Source organism: Kitasatospora sp. HPM-01-4, from assembly GCF_051374625.1.
GTDB lineage: Bacteria > Actinomycetota > Actinomycetes > Streptomycetales > Streptomycetaceae > Kitasatospora.
The window spans coordinates 8009269-8031659 of record NZ_JBPQGP010000005.1; the positions used below are offsets into that span (position 1 = coordinate 8009269).

19 protein-coding genes are annotated in these 22391 nt (G+C 72.1%); 7 read left to right on the forward strand and 12 right to left on the reverse strand.

All coding sequences use genetic code 11. The features are described from left to right. Positions 1-294: 294 nt before the first annotated feature. The 7 genes from ACSMTC_RS34615 (at position 295) to ACSMTC_RS34645 (ending at position 11875) form a co-directional block, all read left to right on the forward strand. Entirely contained in the window at positions 295-1920 is a 1626-nt protein-coding gene (locus ACSMTC_RS34615; protein WP_436564898.1) for an acyclic terpene utilization AtuA family protein, read from the forward strand. Positions 1921-1960: 40 nt separating this feature from the next. Further along, a complete protein-coding gene (locus tag ACSMTC_RS34620) occupies positions 1961-3559 on the forward strand; it encodes an acyl-CoA carboxylase subunit beta (protein ID WP_436563689.1) in 1599 nt (532 codons plus the stop codon). Between the two features lie 10 nt (positions 3560-3569). After that, a complete protein-coding gene (locus tag ACSMTC_RS34625; protein WP_436563690.1) occupies positions 3570-5516 on the forward strand; it encodes an acetyl/propionyl/methylcrotonyl-CoA carboxylase subunit alpha in 1947 nt (648 codons plus the stop codon). A 74-nt stretch (positions 5517-5590) separates the two neighbouring features. Continuing rightward, on the forward strand, positions 5591-6751 hold the full coding sequence (locus ACSMTC_RS34630) for an acyl-CoA dehydrogenase family protein (protein WP_436563691.1): 1161 nt from the start codon (positions 5591-5593) through the stop codon (positions 6749-6751). Positions 6752-6856: 105 nt separating this feature from the next. Then, positions 6857-8446 (forward strand): 4-coumarate--CoA ligase family protein, encoded by a 1590-nt coding sequence (locus tag ACSMTC_RS34635; RefSeq protein WP_436563692.1) that lies wholly within the window; start codon positions 6857-6859, stop codon positions 8444-8446. A gap of 123 nt (positions 8447-8569) precedes the next feature. Beyond that, positions 8570-9274: a TetR/AcrR family transcriptional regulator gene (locus tag ACSMTC_RS34640; protein ID WP_436563693.1), complete on the forward strand. Its 705-nt coding sequence runs from the start codon at positions 8570-8572 to the stop codon at positions 9272-9274. Between the two features lie 123 nt (positions 9275-9397). After that, entirely contained in the window at positions 9398-11875 is a 2478-nt protein-coding gene (locus tag ACSMTC_RS34645; protein WP_436563694.1) for a SpoIIE family protein phosphatase, read from the forward strand. Between the two features lie 114 nt (positions 11876-11989). Here the strand turns inward: ACSMTC_RS34645 and ACSMTC_RS34650 are convergent, their stop codons facing one another. From ACSMTC_RS34650 to ACSMTC_RS34705, 12 genes are all read right to left on the reverse strand, one after another. Further along, on the reverse strand, positions 11990-13576 hold the full coding sequence (locus ACSMTC_RS34650; protein ID WP_436563695.1) for an MFS transporter: 1587 nt from the start codon (positions 13574-13576) through the stop codon (positions 11990-11992). Next, positions 13573-14127 (reverse strand): TetR/AcrR family transcriptional regulator, encoded by a 555-nt coding sequence (locus ACSMTC_RS34655; protein ID WP_436563696.1) that lies wholly within the window; start codon positions 14125-14127, stop codon positions 13573-13575. Before ACSMTC_RS34655 ends, ACSMTC_RS34650 begins: the two co-directional genes overlap by 4 nt. A gap of 176 nt (positions 14128-14303) precedes the next feature. Continuing rightward, positions 14304-14705 carry a cell division protein SepF gene (locus ACSMTC_RS34660; RefSeq protein WP_436563697.1) on the reverse strand — a complete coding sequence of 134 codons (402 nt, stop codon included), beginning with the start codon at positions 14703-14705 and terminating at the stop codon, positions 14304-14306. Positions 14706-14962: 257 nt separating this feature from the next. Continuing rightward, entirely contained in the window at positions 14963-15487 is a 525-nt protein-coding gene (locus tag ACSMTC_RS34665) for a DinB family protein (protein ID WP_436563698.1), read from the reverse strand. Positions 15488-15649: 162 nt separating this feature from the next. Further along, positions 15650-16135 carry a nuclear transport factor 2 family protein gene (locus ACSMTC_RS34670; protein ID WP_436563699.1) on the reverse strand — a complete coding sequence of 162 codons (486 nt, stop codon included), beginning with the start codon at positions 16133-16135 and terminating at the stop codon, positions 15650-15652. Then, the gene (locus ACSMTC_RS34675; RefSeq protein WP_436563700.1) at positions 16101-16862 is read right to left on the reverse strand and encodes a TVP38/TMEM64 family protein; all 762 of its coding nucleotides are present in this window, start codon (positions 16860-16862) and stop codon (positions 16101-16103) included. Before ACSMTC_RS34675 ends, ACSMTC_RS34670 begins: the two co-directional genes overlap by 35 nt. Positions 16863-17205: 343 nt before the next feature. After that, entirely contained in the window at positions 17206-17790 is a 585-nt protein-coding gene (locus tag ACSMTC_RS34680; protein WP_436563701.1) for a hypothetical protein, read from the reverse strand. Positions 17791-18019: 229 nt separating this feature from the next. Beyond that, entirely contained in the window at positions 18020-18640 is a 621-nt protein-coding gene (locus ACSMTC_RS34685; RefSeq protein WP_436563702.1) for a cysteine hydrolase family protein, read from the reverse strand. A 122-nt stretch (positions 18641-18762) separates the two neighbouring features. After that, positions 18763-20163, reverse strand: coding sequence for an MFS transporter (locus tag ACSMTC_RS34690; RefSeq protein WP_436563703.1), 1401 nt, complete (start codon positions 20161-20163; stop codon positions 18763-18765). Beyond that, positions 20160-20642, reverse strand: a complete 483-nt coding sequence (locus ACSMTC_RS34695; protein ID WP_436563704.1) for a MarR family winged helix-turn-helix transcriptional regulator — start codon at positions 20640-20642, stop codon at positions 20160-20162. Before ACSMTC_RS34695 ends, ACSMTC_RS34690 begins: the two co-directional genes overlap by 4 nt. 133 nt (positions 20643-20775) lie before the next feature. Next, positions 20776-21534 (reverse strand): SDR family NAD(P)-dependent oxidoreductase, encoded by a 759-nt coding sequence (locus ACSMTC_RS34700; RefSeq protein WP_436563705.1) that lies wholly within the window; start codon positions 21532-21534, stop codon positions 20776-20778. A 72-nt stretch (positions 21535-21606) separates the two neighbouring features. Continuing rightward, entirely contained in the window at positions 21607-22377 is a 771-nt protein-coding gene (locus tag ACSMTC_RS34705) for an SDR family NAD(P)-dependent oxidoreductase (RefSeq protein ID WP_436563706.1), read from the reverse strand. Between the last annotated feature and the right edge of the window lie 14 nt (positions 22378-22391).

Sequence of the window (22391 nt, forward strand, 5' to 3'; positions counted from 1 at the left end):
GCCAGCTCGTTCGCTGCCCATGACACTTTGGTCACTCGGCGTAGCTGAGCTAGCGAGCCGCCAACTATGGCTTCCAACCGCCAACTGCGACTTCCAGTCACAAGTCCCATGGAGGCCAAGTGAATTGCCGCGAGGAAAAACAAGCATGCACGCTTGCTTTATTACTCGCCCGCTGCCAGGCTGCTGCCCGTTGGTGCGACAGGGCGGGGCACGCGGCGGCAGGGGAGACTTGCGGTGTTGCGGATCGGCAATGCGTCCGGCTTCTACGGGGACAGGTTCTCCGCCTTCCGGGAGATGCTCACGGGCGGTGCGCTGGACGTCCTCACCGGGGACTACCTGGCCGAGCTGACCATGCTGATCCTCGCCCGCGACCGCCTCAAGGACCCGCGACTCGGCTACGCCAAAACGTTCCTGCGGCAGATGGAGGAGTGCCTCGGGCTGGCGCACGAGACGGGCGTGCGGATCGTGGTCAACGCGGGCGGGCTCAATCCGGGTCGACTGGCCGAGGCGCTGCACGAGTTGGCGGACGAGCGGGGCATCCCACTGCGGGTGGGACGGGTCACCGGGGACGATCTCCTGCCCAGGGCAGCCGAGTTGGGGCTCCCGGAGGGCCTGCTGGCCGCCAATGCCTACCTCGGTGCGTTCGGGATCGCCGAGTGCCTGCGTGGCGGGGCCGACCTGGTGGTGACCGGCCGGGTCACCGATGCCGCCCTGGTGGTCGGGCCGGCTGTCGCACACTTCGGCTGGCGCCCGCAGGACCTGGACGCCCTTGCCGGAGCCGTGGTCGCCGGACACGTCCTGGAGTGCGGAGCCCAGGCCACCGGCGGCAACTACGCCTTCTTCCACGAACACGACGTACGCCGCCCCGGCTTCCCGATCGCCGAGATCGAGGCCGACGGCAGCAGCGTCATCACCAAGCACCCCGGCACCGGCGGCGCTGTGACCGTGGAGACCGTCACTGCCCAACTGCTGTACGAGACCGACGGAGCACGCTATGCCGGTCCGGACGTCACCGCGCGACTGGACACCGTGCGGTTGCGCCAGGACGGCCCCGACCGGGTCGGGATCAGCGGTGTCAGGGGCGAGGAGCCGCCACCCACCGTCAAGGTCGGGCTGAACCGGCTCGGCGGCTGGCGCAACGAGGTGGTCTTCGTCCTCACCGGGCTGGACATCGAGGCCAAGTCGGCCCTGCTCCAGGAGCAGTTGGAGCAGGCATTCGACCCGCGCCCCGCCGAGCTGCGCTGGACCCTCGCCCGGACCGACCACCCCGACGCCGACGCCGAGGAAACCGCCTCCGCCCTGCTCCGGCTGACCGTACGCGACGCCGACCAGCACCGGGTCGGCCGCGCGTTGAGCAGTGCGGCGGTCGAACTGGGCCTGGCCAGCTACCCGGGCTTCCACCTCACCGCCCCACCCGGCCCCGGTGCGCCCTACGGCGTGTTTGAGGCTGTTCACCTGGACGCCCACACGATCACCCACACGGCCGTGCTTCCCGACGGTACGGGTGTCCCGGTGCCGCCGCCGACCGTGACCCGGGAGCTCCGGGTGCTCGAACAGCCCTTACCGCCAGAGCCGTTGGAGCCGGGCCCGACCCGCCGGGCGCCGCTCGGACAGCTGGTCGGCGCCCGCAGCGGGGACAAGGGCGGGAACGCCAACCTCGGTGTCTGGGCCCGCAGCGAGCCCGGCTGGCGCTGGCTCGCGCACACCCTGACCGTCGACCTTCTGCGCCGGCTGCTGCCGGAGACCGCCGATCTGGCCGTCACCCGGCACCTGCTGCCCAACCTGCGCGCGGTCAACTTCACCATCGAGGGCCTGCTCGGTGCGGGCGTCGCCGCGCAGGCCCGGTTCGACCCGCAGGCGAAGGCGCTGGGGGAGTGGCTGCGCGCCCGTCACCTCGACGTTCCGGAGGAGCTGCTGTGACGACCGCCTTCGCACGCGCCGCAGGAAGGAAGGTGTCCCGATGACCGTCCTGTCCACCCGGCTGGACCCGGCCGGCCCCGAGTACACGGCCAACCGGGAGGCGATGCTCGCCAAACTGGCCGAACTCGACACCGAGCACGCCAAGGCACTGGCCGGAGGCGGCCCCAAGTACGTGGAACGGCACCGCAGTCGGGGCAAACTGCTGCCCCGCGAGCGGATCGAGCTGCTGATCGACCCGGACTCGCCCTTCCTGGAGCTCTCCCCGCTCGCCGCCTGGGGCAGTGACCACCCGGTCGGCGCGGCGCTGGTCACCGGTATCGGGGTGATCGAGGGCACCGAGTGCGTCATCATCGCCAACGACCCGACCGTGCGCGGCGGCGCCAGCAACCCGTGGACCCTGCGGAAGGCCCTGCGCGCCGACGAGATCGCCCTGCGCAACCGGCTGCCGCTGGTGAACCTGGTCGAGTCCGGCGGCGCCGACCTGCCCAGCCAGAAGGAGATCTTCATCCCGGGGGGTGCGCTCTTCCGCGACCTCACCAGGCTCTCGGCCGCGCGAATCCCCACCGTGGCCGTGGTGTTCGGCAACTCCACCGCCGGCGGCGCGTACGTGCCCGGCATGTCGGACCACACCGTGATGGTCAGGGAACGGGCCAAGGTCTTCCTCGGCGGCCCGCCGCTGGTGAAGATGGCCACCGGTGAGGAGGCCGACGACGAGTCGCTCGGCGGCGCCGAGATGCACGCCCGCACCTCCGGACTGGCCGACCACCTCGCGCTGGACGAGCCCGACGCGCTGCGGATCACCCGCCGGATCGTGTGCCGGCTGCACTGGCGCAAGGCCGGACCGGAGCCCCGACTCGACGCCCCGCCACCCGTGTTCGACGAGGAGGAGCTGCTCGGCATCGTCCCCGGCGACCTCAAGGTGCCCTTCGACCCGCGCGAGGTGATCGCCCGGATCGTGGACGGCTCCGACTTCGACGAGTTCAAACCGCTCTACGGCCCGAGCCTGGCCACCGGCTGGGCGACCCTGCACGGCCACCCCGTCGGAATCCTGGCCAACGCCCAGGGCGTGCTCTTCAGCGCCGAGTCCCAGAAGGCCGCCCAGTTCATCCAGCTGGCCAACCAGCGCGACATCCCGCTGCTCTTCCTGCACAACACCACCGGCTACATGGTCGGCCAGGCGTACGAGCAGGGCGGCATCATCAAGCACGGCGCGATGATGATCAACGCGGTCTCCAACAGCCGGGTCCCGCACCTCTCGGTGCTGATGGGAGCCTCCTACGGGGCCGGACACTACGGGATGTGCGGACGGGCCTACGATCCGCGCTTCCTGTTCGCCTGGCCGAGCGCCAAGTCGGCGGTGATGGGCCCGCAGCAGCTCGCCGGGGTGCTCTCGATCGTCGCCCGGCAGTCGGCGGCGGCCAAGGGACAGCCGTACGACGAGGACGCCGACGCCGCGATCCGCGCGATGGTGGAGCAGCAGATCGAGGCCGAGTCGCTGCCCGTCTTCCTCTCCGGCCGGCTCTACGACGACGGCGTGATCGACCCGCGCGACACCCGCACCGTGCTCGGCATCTGCCTCTCCGCGATCCACAGCGGCCCCGTCGAGGGCGCGCGTGGCTATGGCGTCTTCCGGATGTGAGGGCTGACATATGATCACCACCCTGCTGGTGGCCAACCGGGGCGAGATCGCCCGCCGGATCCTGAGCACCTGCCGAGGACTCGGCATCGCCACCGTCGCCGTCCACTCCGACCCGGACGCCGAGGCCCCGCACGTCCGCGAGGCCGACACCGCCGTACGGCTGCCGGGCGCCGCACCCGCCGACACCTATCTCCGCGGCGACCTGCTCATCGAGGCGGCGCTGGCCGCCGGGGCGGACGCCGTCCACCCCGGGTACGGATTCCTCTCCGAGAACGCCGAGTTCGCGCGAGCCGTCCAGGACGCCGGACTGACCTGGGTCGGACCCTCACCCGAGGCGATCGCCGCGATGGGCTCCAAGACCGAGGCCAAACGGCTGATGGCGGCGGCCGGGGTCCCCGTGCTGACCGTCGCCGCCGAACCCACCGAGAAGGACCTGCCGTTGCTGGTCAAGGCGGCGGCCGGCGGCGGCGGACGCGGCATGCGGATCGTCACCGAACTCGCCGACCTGCCCCAAGCGCTGGCCTCGGCCCGGGCGGAGGCGGCCAAGGCCTTCGGCGTGGCCGAGGTCTTCTGCGAGCCGTACCTGCCGACCGGCCGCCATGTCGAGGTCCAACTGCTGGGCGACCGCTTCGGCACGGTCTGGGCCCTCGGTGAACGGGACTGCTCACTGCAGCGCCGCCACCAGAAGGTGATCGAGGAGGCACCGGCGCCCGGCCTGCCCGAGCGGGTGCGGGCCGAACTCCACGCCGCAGCGATCACCGCCGCCCGCGCGATCGGCTACACCGGCGCCGGAACCGCCGAGTTCCTGCTGGCACCCGACGGCCGGATCTTCTTCCTGGAGATGAACACCCGCCTCCAGGTCGAGCACCCGGTCACCGAGTGCGTCACCGGCCTCGACCTGGTGGCCCTCCAACTGCGCATCGCCGAGGGCGAACCACTGCCGCCCGAGCAGCCCGCCGTCCGCGGCCACGCGATCGAGGGCCGCCTCTACGCGGAGGACCCGGAGCGCGACTGGCAGCCGCAGACCGGCACCCTCCACCTGCTCCGGCTCCCGGACGTACAGACCGAGTTCGCCACCGGAGTGCGGGAGAGCGGACTGCGCCTGGACTCGGGAGTGGCCGGCCCCGCGGTCATCGGCGTCCACTACGACGCCATGCTCGCCAAGGTGATCGCCTGGGCCCCGACCCGGGCGGAGGCCGCCCGCCGGCTGGCCGACGCGCTCGGCCGCGCCCGAATCCACGGGCTCACCACCAACCGGGAGCTGCTGGTCGCCGCGCTGCGCCACCCCGCCTTCCTGGACGGCCGGGTGCACACCGCCTTCCTCACCGAACACGCCGCCGACCTCGGCCCCGGACCGCAGAAGCACATCCCGCAGGCCGCGCTCGCCGCCGCCCTCGCGGATGCCGCGGCCCGCCCCGGCGCCTTCCCGTCCGGCTGGCGCAACCTGCCCTCGCAGCCCCAGGTGAAGCGCTACCGCGCCGCGGACGGCACCGAGTACGAGGTCCGCTACCGGCACACCCGCACCGGACTGCACGCCGAGGACCATCCCGAAACCCGGCTCCTCGCCGCCGCCCCGGACCGTGTCACCCTCCGCACCGACGGCCTGGCCCGCACCTTCGAGATCGCCGTTCACGGCGACACCGTCCATGTCGACTCCCCGCTCGGCGCGGTCACCCTCACCGCCCTGCCACGGCACCCCGAACCCGCCGTCCACACCGACCCGGGCGCCCTGCTCGCGCCCATGCCGGGCACCGTGGTCCGCCTCGCCGCCGCCGTCGGCGAGCGGGTCACCGCGGGCCAGCCGCTGCTCTGGCTGGAGGCGATGAAGATGGAGCACCGCGTCTGCGCCCCGAGTGACGGACTGCTCACCGGACTTCGCGTCACCACCGGCCAACAGGTCGAACTGGGCACCCTGCTCGCCGTCGTCCAGCCCGATCCGCCGAACGGCGAGGGGTGAAAGCGGGCAGGGGCCAGGACTTCGCGCAGACGCCCGATCGACCACCTGTCAGTCTCACGGAAAGGACCACCACCATGTCCGTGTTCACCGAGTCACCCGAGCGCCAGGCGCTGCGCCGGGCCGTCTTCGACCTCGGCCGCCGCTACGGTGCCGCGTACTTCCAGGCCAAGGCCCGGGCCGGGCTGCCCACCCGGGAACTCTGGGACGAGGCGGGCAAACTGGGCTACCTCGGCGTCAACATCCCCGCCGAGTACGGCGGTGGCGGCGCCGGCATCAGTGAACTGGCCATCGTCCTGGAGGAACTGGGCGCCGCCGGAGCGCCGCTGCTGATGCTGGTGGTCTCACCGGCGATCTGCGGCACCGTGATCGCCCGCTTCGGCACCGAATGGCAGAGGCGGCAGTGGCTCCCCGGACTCGCCGACGGAAGCCGCCGGATGGCCTTCGGCATCACCGAACCCGACGCCGGCTCCAACTCCCACCGGATCGGCACCGTGGCCCGCCGCGACGGGACCGACTGGCTGCTCTCCGGCCGGAAGGTCTTCATCTCCGGCATCGACCACTCCGACGCCGTCCTCTTCGTCGGCCGCACCGAGGACGCGGCCACCGGCAGGCTGAAGCCCGCCCTGTTCATCGTCCCCCGTGACACCCCGGGCTTCGAGTACCGGCCCATCCCGATGGAACTCGTCACCGCCGAGAAGCAGTTCCAGGTCTTCCTGGACGACGTCCGGCTGCCCGCCGATGCCCTGGTCGGGGACGAGAACGCCGGGCTGATGCAGCTCTTCGCCGGCCTGAACCCGGAGCGCATCATGACCGCCGCCTTCACCCTCGGCATCGCCCGCCAGGCGCTCGGCAGGGCGGTGGAGTACGCCAGGACACGTACCGTCTGGGACACCCCGATCGGCGCCCACCAGGGCATCGCGCACCCGCTCGCCCAGTGCACCATCGAGGTCGAACTCGCCCGGCTGATGATGCAGAAGGCCGCCGACCTCTACGACGCCGGCGACGACATCGGGGCGGGCGAGGCCGCCAACATGGCCAAGTACGCGGCGGGCGAGGCCGCCTGCCGTGCGGTGGACCAGGCGGTGCAGACCCTCGGTGGCAACGGGCTCACCCAGGAGTACGGCCTGGCCGCCCTGATCGCGGCCACCAGGGTCGCCCGGGTGGCACCGGTCAGCCGGGAGATGGTGCTCAACTACGTCGCCCAGCACACCCTCGGCCTGCCCAGGTCCTACTGACCGGGCGGCGGAACCGGACGGGCAGGCGCTCTGTTCCCAGCGGTCGACTGCCGTCACCCTGGGGTACCGAGTACTCGTACCACTGTCGTCGAACCGGAGGCACGTATGGCGTTCCGCAGCGACTATCCCGACATCGCCCCCCTCGAACTGCCGATCCACGACGCGGTGCTGGCCACCGCCGAGCGGCACGCCGAGCTCCCGGCACTCATCGACGGTGTCACCGGGCAGTCCGTCAGCTACGCCCAACTCGACGCCAGGACCAGGCGGGTGGCGGCCGGGCTGGCCGAGGCGGGCGTCCGCAAGGGCGACGTGGTCGCGCTGTACAGTCCCAACTCCATCGCCTACCCCGTCGCCCTCTACGGCATCACCCGGGCCGGAGCGACCGTCACCACCGTCAGCTCACTGGCCACCGCCAAGGAGCTGACCGGCCAGCTACGCGACAGCCGGGCCCGCTGGATCATCACCGTCTCGGCCTTCCTGCCGACTGCCGCGGAGGCGGCCGAGAGCCTCGCGGCGGAGGGGACGGCGATCCGGGAGATCTTCGTCTGCGACCAGGCCGAGGGCCACCGCTCGCTGACCGACCTGCTCGCCTCCACCGCCCCCGAACCGCAGCCGCGGATCGATCCGGCGACCGACATCGCCGTGCTGCCGTACTCCAGCGGCACCACCGGTCTGCCCAAGGGCGTGATGCTCAGCCACCGCAGCGTCTCCAGCAACCTGCTACAGGCCGCGGCGATGCACCGGACGGTGCCGGGCGAACGCATCGTGGCCGTTCTGCCCTTCTTCCACATATACGGACTCACCGCCCTGCTCAACCAGCCGCTGCGCAGCGGCTCCACCGTCGTGGTGCTGCCGCGCTTCGACCTCGAACAGTTCCTGCGCACGATCCAGGACCAGCGGATCGAGGGCGTGTTCGCCGCGCCGCCGATCATCCTCGCCCTGGCCAAGCACCCGATGGTGGACCGGTACGACCTCTCCTCGATCCGCTACGTCCTCAGCGCCGCCGCCCCGCTGGACGCCGAACTCGCCGAGACCTGCGCCCGCCGGCTCGGCCTTCCGCGCATCCACCAGGGGTACGGGATGACCGAACTCTCGCCGGTCGCCTCCGTGACGGAGACAGACGACCCGAACCCGCCGGACGGCACGGTCGGCAGGCTCGTCTCCTCCACCGAACTCCGGGTGACCGCACTGGACGGCTCCGGCAAGGACCTCGGCGTCGGCGAACCGGGCGAACTGCTCTTCCGCGGACCACAGGTGATGCGGGGGTACTTCGCCCGGCCGGCCGAGACCGACGCGATGATCGACGAGGACGGCTGGCTGCACACCGGCGACATCGGCTACCTGGACGAGCGCGGATACCTCTTCGTGGTGGACCGGGTGAAGGAGCTGATCAAGTACAACGGGTACCAGGTCGCCCCCGCCGAGCTGGAGGCGCTGCTGCTGGCGCACCCGCAGATCGCCGACGCCGCCGTGATCGGTGTCACCGGCGAGGACGGCGCCGAGCGGCCCAAGGCGTACGTGGTACGGGCACCGGGCAGCGCGCTCACCGGGGAGGAGGTCATGGCGTACGTGGCCGGGCAGGTGGCGCCCTACAAGAAGGTCAGGGCCGTGGAGTTCCTGGACGCGGTGCCCAAGTCGGTGTCGGGGAAGATCCTCCGCCGCGAACTGCGGGACCGCGAGCAACGGAACCGGTAGCGCCGGCCGCACCAGCGGGAACCGTACCGTGCCCCTCGGACGCTCTCCCGGGGTGCCTGGCTGATCGCCCGCCCGAGGTGAAAGGATCAGCCGCGACCGATGGACCGTCACTCGAAGGCAGCCATGAGCCTCCACTCCGCCACCTCCCGCGCCCCGCAGCAGAGCCGCAGCCGTGCCACCCGCCGCAGGTTGCTGGAGGCGGCGGTGGAGTGCCTGGCCGAGCTCGGGTGGAACGGGTCCACGGTCGCGGTGGTGGCCGAGCGGGCCGGGGTGACCAGGGGGGCCGCGCAGCACCACTTCCCGACCAGGGAGGACCTGTTCACCGCCGCGGTCGAACACGTCACCGCCGAGCGGCTGTCCGCCGTGCGGGCCCACGCCGACGAGCTGCCGCCGGCCGGCCCGGCCAGAACGGAGGCGGTGGTGGAGATGATCGTCCGCCTCTACACCGGTCCGCTCTTCCGGGCCGCCCTCCACCTCTGGGTGGCGGCCGCCACCGAGGAACCGCTGCGTGAGCGGATCACCGCCCTGGAGAACCACGTCGGACGGGAGTCCCACCGCGCGGCGGTCGAGTTCCTCGGCGCCGACGAGGCCACTGCGGGAGTCCGGGAGACCGTCCAGGCCACCCTGGACCTGGCCCGAGGCCTGGGCCTGGCCAACCTGCTCACCGACGACGGCCCCCGCCGGAGCGGTGTCATCCGCCAGTGGGCCCGCACCCTCGACGCCGTCCTGCCGGACCACGGCCGTGCCCTGCCGGAACAGGCCGGCGGTCCGCAACCGCGCGACGCGGTGCAGACGGGCGACCAGGCCGGCCCCGGCGAGCGCGACTGACCCGTACGGGCCTCGCCCGGACCGGCGGAGGAGTCGCCGGGCAGCCCGGCGCCGTGCAGTCTGGTGTGAGCCGGATTGCCCCGGCCCCGACCGGGAAGGTACCTGGCAGGTGGGCTCCTGATCATGCATGGATTCGAGTGGACCGCTCTTGACGGCGCCGGCCAGGACGCGAAGCCGGCTCCGGGCGGCGCCGACCCGGCACGGCTGAGGGGCCACCGGCTGGTACCACTCGCCACCGCCCTGGTGGGAGACGACGGCAGGATCCTGCACTGGAGCGAGGACGCCGAGCGGATCACCGGATACACCGTCGCCGAAGCCGTCGGCTCGTACGCCGCCGACCTGCTGGTCCCCAAGGCGGAACGGCCCGAGGTGCTGGCCCTGTTCGACCGGCTGATGGCCGGGGGCGGCTGGTCCGGACTCGTCCCGATCCGGCACCACGACGGCCACCGGGTCGAGCTGGAGTTCCACACCTACCCGGTCACCGGACCCGGCGGAACCCGGATGCTGCTGGCCACCGCCTCCGACGTGGCCGCGCTGCGCCGGGTCGAGGCGGACCTCGCCGTGCTGGACGGCTGCTTCACCCAGTCGCCGATCGGGATGGCCGTCTACGACACCGAGCTGCGCTTCGTCCGGCTCAACAGCGCCCTCGCCAGGATCAACGGCCTGCCGGTCGAGGAGCACGTCGGCCACCGGATCAGCAGCGTGCTGCCCGGCCTGAACAGCACCGAGATCGAGGCCGTGATGCGGCAGGTCATCCGTACCGGACGTCCCGTGGTGGACGCCCGTTCGCACGGCCGCACCCCCGGCGACCCGCGCCGCGACCGGGCCTGGTCCGCGTCCTACTTCCGGCTGGAGGACTCCACCGGCAGGGTGCTCGGCGTCAGTTCCTCGCTGATCGACGTCACCGAGCGCTTCCAGGCCGAGGCCCGTGCCGCCCGGGCGCAGGAACGCCTCACTCTGCTCGCCGAGGCCACCGCCAGGATCGGCACCACCCTGGACCTCCAGCGCACCGCCGAGGAGCTGATCGAGGCGGTGGTCCCGCGCTTCGCCGACTTCGCCACCGTCGACCTGCTGGAACCGGTGCTGCGCGGCGAGGAACCAGCCCACCTGGCCCCGGACCGGGGCATCAGGCTGCGCGCGGTGGCGGTCGGCGAGGCGTATGAGTCCGGCCTGGTCAACGCCTCGGACGCGGTGGGCGAGACCTCCGAGTACGACGCCGGACGGCCGTACACCGAGTGCCTGCGCAGCGGGCGGCCGCTGCTGCGGACGTACGTCGACGAGCAGACGCTCGCCGCGCTGGTCGCCGTCCCCGAGAGGGTCGCGCCGGGGCTGGAGGCGGGCATCCACTCCTATCTGATGGTGCCGATCAAGGCCCGGGGGATGGTGCTGGGGGGCTCGGAGTTCGTCCGCACCCGTAACCCCGAGCCGTTCGCCGCCGCCGACGTCGCGCTCGCCGAGGAGCTGGTCGCCCGGGCGGCGATCGCCCTCGACAACGCCCGGCTCTACCGGCGGGAGCGGGAGACCGCGCTCACCCTGCAGCGCAGCCTGCTGCCGCAGGAGATCCACCGCACCCTCGGTCTGGAGATCGCCTACCGCTACCTGCCGAGCAGTCTGGTCAGCGAGGTCGGCGGGGACTGGTTCGACGTGGTACCGCTGTCCTGCGGGCGGGTGGCGCTGGTGGTCGGCGATGTGATGGGCCATGGCATCCGGGCCGCCGCGACCATGGGCCAGCTGCGGACGGTCGCACGCACCCTGGCCACCCTGGACATGCCGCCCGAACAGGTGCTGACCCGGTTGGACGAGACCGCGATGGGCATCGGCGAGGGGCAGTTCGCGACCTGCATCTGCATGGTGTACGACCCGGTCGAGCGGAGCTGCACGGCCGCCTCGGCCGGCCACCTCCCACCGGTCCTGGTGTCGCCGGACGGGGCGGCCCGGACGGTGGCGGTGCCTCCCGGGGTGCCGCTCGGGGTGGGCGGCGTGGCCTTCGAGAGCACCGAGTTCACCCTGCCCGAGGGCGGGCTGGTCGCCCTCTACACCGACGGCCTGGTGGAACGCCGGGGCCGGGACATCGACGACGGCATCGGCCTGCTCTCCCGGATCATCGCCGGACACGGCCGCACGCTGGAGGAGAGCTGCGACGCGGTCCTCACCGCGCTGGTCACCGACGGCACCGACGACGACATCGCCATGATCATGGCTCGTGCGCTGCCCGTCCCCGCCGACCGGATCGCCACCCTGCCGCTGGAGGGCGACGGGCCGCTGCCCGCGCGGGCCCGCCGCTTCACCCGGGCGACGCTGCAGGCCTGGGGACTGTCCGCGCTCACCGACTTCGCGGAGCTGATGGTCAGCGAACTGGTCACCAACGCACTGCTGCACGCCGACGCTCCACGGAGGTTGCGGCTGTTCCGTGACCGCACCCTGACCGTCGAGGTGGCCGACTCCGGAGGGACGCCGCCGAGGGTGCGCACCTCGGCGGAGGAGGACGAGGGCGGGCGGGGGATGCACCTGGTCAGCGAGCTCTGCCACCGCTGGGGCACCCGCCCCACCAAGAACGGCAAGGTGGTCTGGGCCGAACTCGAACTCCCCATCAGCCACTGATCCGGCGGTGCGCGAGACCGCGCTTCAGAGGTCGCGCTTCAGAGGCGCGGGGAGGGCGGCCGGGGTGCATATGGTCACCCGCGTGGTGCGCCGCGCCCCCCCGGACGCCGTGGCTCAGGCCGCGAGCCCGGAGGATGCGGCCGGGGCCGCTGCCGGTTCGTCGCTCTCGTCACCGGGTGACGCCGCAGCGCCGGACCGGTCGCGCAGCAGGTGCCACGCGGCGGCGGCCGACAACAGGAGCAGTCCGGCCGCGAGCACGGCCGCGACGTTCATCCCGTGCACGAAGGCGTGCTCGGCCTGGGCGAGCAGCGGCCTCCCCAGCTCACCCGGGAGGGTCGCGGCGGCCTCGACGGCGCCGCCGATCGACTCCCTGGCTCGCTCCGCCGCCGCAGCCGGGGTGCCGGCCGGGAAGTTCAGCGAGCCGGCGTAGATCGCGGTGACCACCGAGCCGACCAGCGCGATGCCGAGCGCCGCACCCAGTTCGTACGCCGTCTCGGAGACGGCCGAGGCGGCACCGGCCTTCTCGGCGGGGGCGGCACCGAGCACCAGGTCGGCGGCCAGGGTGTAGACGACGCCCTCGGCGGTGCCGACCGCCAGGAAGGAGCTGCCGAGCAGTAGGTACGCGCTGTCCTGATGGGCCCAGCCGAGCAGGGCGATGCCCGCACCCATCACCAGCAGTCCGCCGACCAGGGTGGCGCGGGCGCCGGTGCGGCGGGCCAGCCAGGCGGTCAGCAGCCCGCCGACCACCGCGCCCGCGAAGGCGGGCAGCTCGGCGATCCCGGCCCGGAGCGGCGAGTAGCCGCGCACCAGCTGGAGGTACTGCGACATGAAGAAGATCACGCCGGAGAGTCCGATCAGCGCCGTCAGCGAACCGGCCACGGCCGCCGTGAAGCGCGGGTTGCCGAACAGCCGGACGTCCAGCAGCGGGGACGCCAGGCTCAGCTGGCGCCGGACGAAGGCGACCAGGGCGAGGGCACCGGCCACCAGGGCGGCCGGGACGTACCAGTGGGTGAGCCCGTCGGCGGCCAGCTCCTTGATCGCGTACACCACGCCGATCACACCGGCCATTGAGAGCAGCACGCTGGGCAGGTCCCAGCTGCCGGGCTTCGGGTCCCTGGACTCGGGCAGCAGCCAGGCGCCGAGGACCAGCAGCAGGCTCAGCACGGGCAGGTTGAGCAGGAAGACCGAGCCCCACCAGAAGTGCTCCAGCAGGATGCCGCCGACCAGCGGGCCCAGAGCGGCGCCGGCCGTCGCGCCGGCTCCCCAGACACCGATCGCGGTGGCTCGTTCGCGGGGGTCCGGGAACAGGCTGCGGATCATCGAGAGGGTGGACGGCATGATCGTCGCGCCGGCCACGCCGAGCAGCGCGCGGGCCAGGATCAGCCAGCCGGCGCCGGGTGAGTAGGCGGCCAGCAGCGAGGCCAGGCCGAAGGCGGAGGAGCCGAGCAGCAGCACCTTCTTGCGGCCGATCCGGTCGCTGAGGGCGCCCATGCTGACCAGCAGGCCGGCGAGGACGAAGGAGTAGCTGTCGCCGATCCAGAGCAGCTGGGTGCCGCTGGGGCTGAGGGTCTCGCTGATCGACGGCAGGGCGAGGGACAGCACGGTGGCGTCGACGGCGACCAGGGTGACCGACAGGACCAGGACGGCCAGGCCGGCCCAGCGCCGCCGGGTTCCGGCCGTCTGAACGGTGGGAGTGGTCATGATCGGTCAGGCCTCCTGAGCGCGCCGCCGAGGAAGAGCTCGGTGAGCGAGTAGGCACCGTCGCGAGGGGCGAGCCGGCCGTCCTGGACGGCCCAGCCGACACCGGCGACGAGGTCGAAGAACGCCTCGCTGAGCCAGCCGGCCGAGAGCTCGATCCGGAAGACGCCCTCCTGCTGGCCGCGCAGGAACAGCGCGCGGACCCGGGCGTCCTGGACCTCCCAGAGCTCGTTGATCTCCGGGTCGTCGTACAGCTGGTTCTCTCCCGCGAGGAAGGCGCACAGTGCGGCGTCGGGGACGACGGCGTCCACCAGGCGGCGCAGCGCGGCCTGTGCGTCACCGGACTCGACCGCCGCGCTGTCGAGGGCCGCCGCGAACCTGCGCAGACCCAGGGCGCCGACCTCGCGGATCAGGGCGTCGCGGCCCGGGAAGATCCGGTGCAGCGTGGCGCGGCTGATGCCGGCGGCGCGCGCGATCTCGTCGAGATGGGCGGTCGGCCGCCGGGAGAGCACGCCGACGGCTGCCTCAAGAACGGAGTCGCGATCAGTAGCCATGTACCAACTGTAGATCAGATGAGACATGATTGTCTCATTCACTTCATCGGGCTCTCATTCGAGACTCGGTCGCGGGGCTGTGAGCAGCAAAAAAGACCGGGGACGACGGTTGTCGTCCCCGGTCCGGAACTCCCGGCGGAGCCGACCCGAAGGGCTCGGCTCCTGCCCCGGCGGGCTCAGCTCTGGTTGAAGAACCCGGTCTCGTCGAGTGGCCGGTCGATCACCATCACCTCGACGTCGGCCGGGGTGAGCAGGAAGACCCGGCGGGCGATCCGCTCGATCCCGCCCCGGGTGCCGAACACCAGGCCGGAGGCGAAGTCGACCATGCGCTTGGCCTCGGCGTCGTCCATCTCGGTCACGTCCATGACGACCGGGATGCCCTCGCGGATGTGCTCACCGACCGTGCGGGCGGACTCGAAGCCCGTGGGCTTCAGCGAGACGATCTTCGCCGGTGCCGGCGCGGCCGTGTCAACCGGCGCCACCGCCTGGGTCGCCCACGGATCGTCGTACACCGCCGCGGCGTAGTTGCCGGAAGGCATCAGCCACCCGTTGTGGTGCTCGTCGCGAAGTGCTCCCATGCCGCGCCTCCTTGCCTCGTCTCGTACCGTTCCCCCGGTGTTCGTGTCCTTTTGACACGTCATCCATCCGCCGGAACTGTCCGAGTATCGCACTGATCACCGCTTCGGTGCCCGCTCGCGACCACCGGACGGTGCGTTGCGAGCAGCCTGGTCGGTATCTGCTGCGACGTCACGGTTCGGTGAACGGTTGCGCGCGTAGACCTTATCGGTGTGTGTCAGTGGCTAGTTGACTGCCTGTCAACGATCGTGTAACAGCTTCACTCGCCGGTTGTTCCGTCGATCAATTCCCGGATCAGATCGGCGTGTCCGTTGTGCCGGGCGTACTCCTCGATCATGTGGACCAGGATCCAGCGCAGCGTCACCTCCTGGCCCCGGCGGAGCTTCCTGCCGGGCGTCTCCAGCGGCACCCCCGCGGTGACCTCGCGGGCCAGCTCGACCTGGGCCCGCCAGGTGGCGAACGCCTCGCCGGGGTCGGCGGTGTCCACCTGGTTGAAGTCGCCGTCCCTGTCCTCCTCACAGTACAGGGACGGCTCGTCGCTTCCGGAGAGGATGTTCTGGAACCAGTAGTTCTCCACCTCGGCCAGGTGCCGCACCAGACCGAGCAGGGAGAGCGAGGAGGGAGCGGCGGAGCGCAGCCGCAGCTGCTCGGCCGTCAGCCCCTCGCACTTGAGGGCGAGCGTGGCCCGGTGGAAGTCCAGCCAGGCGGCGAGCATGGTGGCCTCGTCGGCGGCCATCGGGGGATCGAGACGGACGAGAGCGGCGGAAGCGGATTCGGTGCTCATGCCGGACATTGTGACCGGAGACACTGACACACCGACAGCGAATTCGCCGAGGTGATGCCCTTTCGGCGCCGGGCCGCCGGGCCGCCGGTCCTCGGCCGTGCGGTGCTCCGCCGCTCGGAACGGTGGCGGGCGGTGTTCGGCGGGCGGGTCAGAGTTGCCGGGTCAGAGCTGCCGGGTCGGCCCGCCGAACGGCAGGAAGGTGGTCCGGGTGGCGAGCAGCCAGCGGCCGTCGACCTTGCGGAAGGTGTCCTCGTAGTGCCCCACGTTGGCGGGCAGCATCGGCGGAAGCATCCCGCCGGTGTAGCCGTCGACCCGGTACGTCGCGAAGTACGAGGTCGCGGTGGCGGCGTCCGGCGAGACCACGGTGACCAGGATGTTGCCGCACATCCGGCGGGACAGCCGGTCGGCGGGGCGGGAGGCGAAGTACGCGCGCAGCGCCTCGCGGCCCTGCACCCGGCGCTCTCCGTGCGGCCACTCCCACACCCCGTCGGCGGTGAACAGATCGGCCACCGAACCCGGGTCGCCCAGGTCGAGCCGACGGAGGAAGTCGACGATCAGGCGCTCGCAGGCCCGCTCGGCGAACAGCGTCTCCAACGGGTCCAGGCCCGGCGGGTCAAGGTCCGGCTGGTCGAGGTGTCGGGTGCTCATTCGCGTTTCCTACCAGCTCCCGGCCCGGTGCCGCGAAGGCTTTTCCGCCGGCGCCGCGGCGGGAGGCGCGCCAGAGGGAGAACAGACTGAGCACGGCCATCAGCGCGATCGCCGCGGCGGAGAGCAGAAAGGCGGGAGAGGTGGGGGACCCCGCGCTGGCTCCCGCGATGACGTAGGCGGCGGTGCCGGGCAGGACGCCGAGAGCGGTGCCGGAGAGGAACGGCAGCGCCCGCACGCCGGAGAGGGCCGCGCCGTAGTTGGCCGCCTGGAACGGGACGCCCGGGACGAGCCGGAGCAGCAGTACGCTGCGGAAGCCCTGCTCGGTGAGCCGGCGGTCGAGCGCGGTCAGCGCCTTGGCCCTGATCAGGGGGCGGAGCGCGTCGCGTCCGAGCAACCTTCCAAGAGCGAAGGCGCCGGCCGCGCCGAGGGTGGTGCCCAGTACGGCGAGCGGAAGCCCCCAGGTGATGCCGAGGACCAGCCCGGCGGCGGTGTTCAGCGCGGGCTTGGGGACGAACACCAGGGTGCCGAGGGCGAAGACCAGGGTGAAGACGGGCAGCCGCCACAGCCCGGGCGCCCCCGTGGTCAGCACCCGGGTCGGGTCCCAGAACAGCAGCGAGGCCGCCGCCGCGGCGAGGATCGTCAGCAGCAGGGCGAGCCGCGGCCAGGGCGAGCCGAGCGGATGGGCCGGGCGCGTTGCCGGGTCGGCCGGAGGTGAGTCGTGGGGCACCCGGTGAGCTTAGACCGACCGGCAATAGGGCCCGCGGCGTCGCGTGCCGATAGCTCTCTCCCTCCTTGCCCGCCATCGGGCAGGAGGGGCCCTCGAACGCACATCCCTCGTCGCGCGCAGCGCCGCTGCGCTCTCTTCCCCCAGCCTGGCGGCTGGGGGTGCCCCCGCACGATGCACGCCCAGACTCGGCTCTCGACCCTCCCCCAGCCTTCGGCCGGGGGGACCCCCTTCTTCATCCACGCTCCCTATTGCCGGTCGGTCTTAGACCGACCGGCGCGCGATGCCGCGGAGCCCTATCGCCGGTCGGTCTCGGACCGGGGAGCGGCTCCTGCGGCCCGCCCGGTCACCGCAGGGTCCCGGTGCGGTGGACGGTGAGCGCGTCGGCGGGGTGCGCCCCGGCCGGGAGTTCGCGGTCCAGCCAGGTGATGAACGAGAGCACCGAGCCGTCGAAGTGCTCCCGGATCCGGGCCTGGATGGCCCGTAGGGCGTGGCCGGGGACGAAGTTCTGCTCGGTGGTGCGCCCGCAGCCGCATGCGCAGCCCCGGGGGCGCAGGCGGGTCTCCTCGGGCAGTTCCCCGTAGGCGACGCTGTTGCGCGAGGCGTTGCTCAGCGGGTCGGGCTGGTCGAGGTAGTGGTCGTAGAGCGGATGCCCGTCGGTGAGGAGCGTTCCCCAGAGCGCCTTCTTCCTGCCCCGGGCGGTGTCGTGGGCGGTGATGTCGGTGATCTCGGCGATCGCCCGTACCACGCCCTCGCCCACGACCAGGGCGTACCGCTCGCGGTTGACCGAGCGCAGGTCCAGGCGCCATACGCCGCGGCCGGCCTCCCAGGCCTCGCTCTCGGTCATCCGGGGGAAGTAGCCGACGGAGGTCCGCCCCAGCGGATCGTCCGTCACCCGCTGGTAGTCGCCGATCCTGATCCGGATTGCCATGCCGTGCCTCCACCGCCGTCGGGTGCCCACCTCCGGCGAGGGCGACGGCCGTGCGGAGGGCGCGTGGCGTGACGATGCCCCATCCGATGCTGCCGACCGGGGGCGTGCCCCCGGCCGGCTTCGCCTGCTCGACCGCGCTGCCGGATCAGCGGCCGATGTGTCCTCCCGGCTCCGTACCGCGCCGGGGTCCGGGCTCATCGGCCGGGTTCGGGTTACGCGGTCCTTGCGGTCACTCCGCCGCCTCGGCCGCGTGGCTGCGGCAGTCGGCCAGGGCGCTGCTGAAGGACTCGAGATCGACGAGGTCGGCCTGGGTGGGGAAGACCGAGTTGATCAGGGTGTCGTGGACGTCGGCGTCCGGGTCGGCACAGACGTCGGAGAGGACGAACAGCCGGTAGTCTCTGTCGGCCGCGTCACGGAGGGTGGAGAGCACGACGCCGCTGGTGGTGAGGCCGGCCAGGACGAGGGTGTCGATGCCGCGCTCCCGCAGGAAGGCGTCGAGCCGGGTGGTGCTGAAGGCGTCGGTCCGGGTCTTGGTGAAGATATGGTCCTTCGGGCCGGGGCGGACGTCGGGGCAGAAGGCGACCTCGGGGGAGCCCTCGGCGAAGAGGTGGTGCTCCGCCGCGGGAGCGAAGGTCTTGTTGTTCTTGGAGATCTCCTTGAACTCGGCCTCGGTGAAGGCCACCCGCACGAACACGACCTGGACACCCGCCGCGGCGGCGGCCTGGTGGGCCTGCTGGGCCCGGCGCACCACCGCGGTGTGGTCGCCGGGGAGGAGGGCCATGATGCCCACCTGCAGGTCCATGAGCAGAAGTGCGGTGCGGCTCGGTGTCAGGGTGAGCGCGTCGGTCATCGTGCTTTCCTTCCGATCGTTTGCGTGTACAGGGGCATTTGGGGGCTGGGCGTCCGCCCGAGCGAGGCGGCTCGCCGGGCGGGCCGGAGGCCCGGCCGCCGCCGGGGCAGCCGAGCCCGCGGTCAGCGGGTGTGCGCCGGCAGCCGTCCGATGACGGTGACCAGTAGCAGCAGCGCGGAGAGTCCGGCCAGGGCCAGCGCCATGTGGTGCAGGCCGGTGTCGTCGGCCGTGCTGCCGAGCGCCAGGCTCACCAGGCCGGCGGACATGATGGCGCCGAGGTTGGTGGAGGTGCGCAGCAACCCCGAGGCCACACCGACCTGTTCGATCGGGGCCTGGGCGTACAGCAGGGTCTGGTTGCCCACGGAGCCCAGGCCGGTGGTGAGCCCGAACACCAGGGTCACTGCCGCGATCACGGCCACCGGGGTGTGGCGGCCGAACCACACCATCGCGAGCGAACCGGCCAGTGCCGCGGCCGCAGCGGTGATCAGCGGCCCGCGGACCAGCTGCCGCCGCGAGAACGGGACGGTGACCAGCGAGGCCAGCAGCGACATGGGCAGCAGCAGGAGGCTGATCGTGATCGCCGACATCCCCCGGCTCTCCGCCAGCCACTGGGACAGGCCGTAGAGGATGCAGTACGGCACCAGCAGGGTGGCCCCGATCCGCAGATAGGTCATGCTCAACGGCCGGTTCCGGGCCAGCATCCGCACGTCGATGAAGGGCGTCCTGGCTCTGCGCTCCCAGGCCACCAGGGCGACGGCCAGCAGTACGGCGGCGGCCGGCAGCGCCCAGTCCGGGTGGTTCAGGTCGTTGCAGAACAGCAGGACGCAGCTGACCGTGCCCGCGAACAGCGCGATCCCCGCCGGGTCCAGTTCGCCCAGCGGCGACGTTCCCGGGGTACGGCTGGGCGATCGGGTGTCGGGCGGGATCCAGCCGAGCGTCATCACGATGCCGACGAGCGCCAGAGGTACGTTGACGAGGAACACCGCCCGCCAGCCGGCCACCGCCACCAGCGCCCCACCGAGCGGCAGTCCCAGGGCCGCGGTCACCAACCCGGCGGCCGACAGGGCGCCGAGTGTGCCGCCGACCTTCAACTCCGGTTCACGCTCGGCCAGTCGTCGGACGATCATCATTGCCGTGGGGTAGCCGCCTGCCGTGCCGATGCCGAGCAGCACCCGCGCGGTGGCCAGGGTCGGCAGGTTGGGCGCCACCGTTCCGAGGACACCGGCCGTCGCGACCAGGCCCAGGCCGACGAGGAACACCCGCCGGGGGCCGAACCGTTCGGCGAGTCTGCCCATCGTCGGCTGCGCGACCGCGCTGGCCAGGTACAGCGACGACACCAGTACCGCGGTGGCCACCAGGCTCACCTGGAACGAGCGGGCGATCGGCACCAGCGCCGTCGCCAGAATGGAGCTGTTGACGGGATTAAGCGCCGATCCCACCAGCAGCGGGGTGACCAGGCGCCAGCCCGGTGTACCGGCTCGGTCGGCCGTCGCCGCGCGGCGGCCCGCTAACTCGCTCCTCACCGTGTTCCCCCTCGCCCGCCCCGGCGGGGCAGGGCCGCCGCCGGCTGTGCGGCACTGTCGGCGAGCCGCTCGATCAGCCGCACCGCGGCGGCCAGGGTCTCCTGCTCCTCGGGCTTCAGCTCGCCGGCGATCGCCTCGCTCAGCCAGCGGGCGTGCAGGCCCAGCAGCTGGGTGACCAGTTCACGGCCGCGCGGTGTCCCGGACAGCAGCACTCTGCGGCCGTCGGCGGGGTCGGGGCTGCGCTGGATCAGGCCGGACTGCTCCAGGCCCAGCAGCGTCTGCTTCATCGACTGGGGCCGCATGTACTCGGTGGCTGCCAGCTCGCTGGTGGTGACCGGACCCTCGTGGACCACGCGGTAGAGCGCCGTGAGTTGGGGCCGTGACAGCCCCTCGGCGTCCACACCGGACTCCGCCCGGATCCGGCCGCGCAGCCGGCGTATCGCGAAATCCAGGTCCGTGGCCAACGCTGTCAGGTCCATGGATCCGTCATCACCGCTTCGGTCAGTTGAACAGGTTACCTACACAGTAAGCCTGAACAGGTTACCTGTCCACTTTCTTTCGCATGCCGTCCGAAGCGGTGAACTCGGATGCCCGGAAAGGCGGTTGGACCGCTCAGAAGACGGTCCACCCTCCGTCGATGAGATAGGCGGCACCGTGGATGAAGGAGGATTCGTCGCCGGCGAGGAACAGTGCCAGGTTGGCGATCTCGGCAGGCTGCGCATGCCGCCCGGCGGGCACGCTCCGGACCCTTTCGAGAATGGCGGCATCGGCCTGGTCGAGGATCGGCCTGGTCATCGGAGTCTCCACCGCTCCGGGCAGGATCGCGTTGGCCCGTACTCCCCGCTGGCCGAACTCGGCCGCCAGCTGCCTGGTGAACCCGATCACGCCGTGTTTGGAGGAGGTGTAGGCGACACCGCCGCCGCCGGCCACCACGCCGGAGATGGAGGAGGTGTTGACGACCACCCCGCCGTCGGCGAGGAGTGCCGGCAGCAGCGCCTTGGTGACCAGGAACATCCCCTTGAGGTTGATGTCCAGGACGCGGTCCCACTGCTCCTCGCTGGTTTCGAGGAGGGGCGTGTAGTAGTCGAACACGCCCGCGTTGTTGACCAGGAGGTTCACCCGCCCGAACTCCGCCAGCGAGCGCTCGGCGGCCGCGGCCACCGACCCCGCGTCCGTGACGTCGACGCCGAACGCCACGGCCCTCGCGCCGAGTCGCACCAGTTCCTCGGCCGTGGCGGTCGCAATCTTCTCGTCCACGTCCCAGACCGCGACCGAGGCGCCTTCGGCGGCGAACCGCTCGCTGATCGCCCGGCCGATTCCGGATGCCCCGCCGGTGACCACCGCCACGCTGTCCTCAAGACGACCGACCATGACTTCTCTCCTTGACCTGTTCGAGAGGGTGAGTACGGCCGGTGCGCGACCGGCCGGTCCGGGGCCGTGGCATCAGAGGGCGGTGAAGCCGCCGTCCACCGCCAGCGTCGCGCCGGTGACGTACGAACTGCGGTCGCTACAGAGCCAGGCGGCCGCCTCGGCGACCTCCTCGGGATCCGCGGTGCGGGGCTGGGGGGTCGTGCGGTGCACCTCCGCCTCGATCCCGGGGTTCTGGGCGTACCACTCCTCGACCAGTTCGCTGCGTGTGGTGCCGGGGGCGATGGCGTTGACCCGGATCCCCTGGGCGCCGTACTCCGCGGCGGCGGCCTTGGTCAGCCCGAGCACCGCGTGCTTGGAGGCGATGTAGGGGGCCGACACGGGTGTGGCCACCAGCCCTCCGACGCTGCTGGTGTTGACGATCGCGCCACCGCCGCAGGCGAGCATCGCCGCGATTTCGGGGCGCAGGCAGTTGAAGAGCCCGCGGACGTTGGTGTCCATGATCTGGTCGTACAGCGCGTCGTCCAGCAGGTGCAGCGGCGTGCGGCCGACACCGTAGCCGGCGTTGTTGAACGCCGCGTCGAGCCGGCCGAAGCGCTCCACGGTGAACTCGACCAGGCGCCGCATGTCATCGGCCCGGGCGACATCGGCCACCAGGTACTCCGCGTCCGCTCCCTGGTCCCGCAACTCCTTGGTCAGGGCGGCGAGTCGGTCCTCGCGGCGCGCGGTCAGCACGACGGCCGCGCCCTCACGGGCGAAGACCCGTGCGGCCGCCGCGCCGATGCCGCTGCTGGACCCGGTGATCAGGCTGACCTTTCCGGACAGCAGTCCGTGATTGCCGGTCATGTCGGGACCGTCCT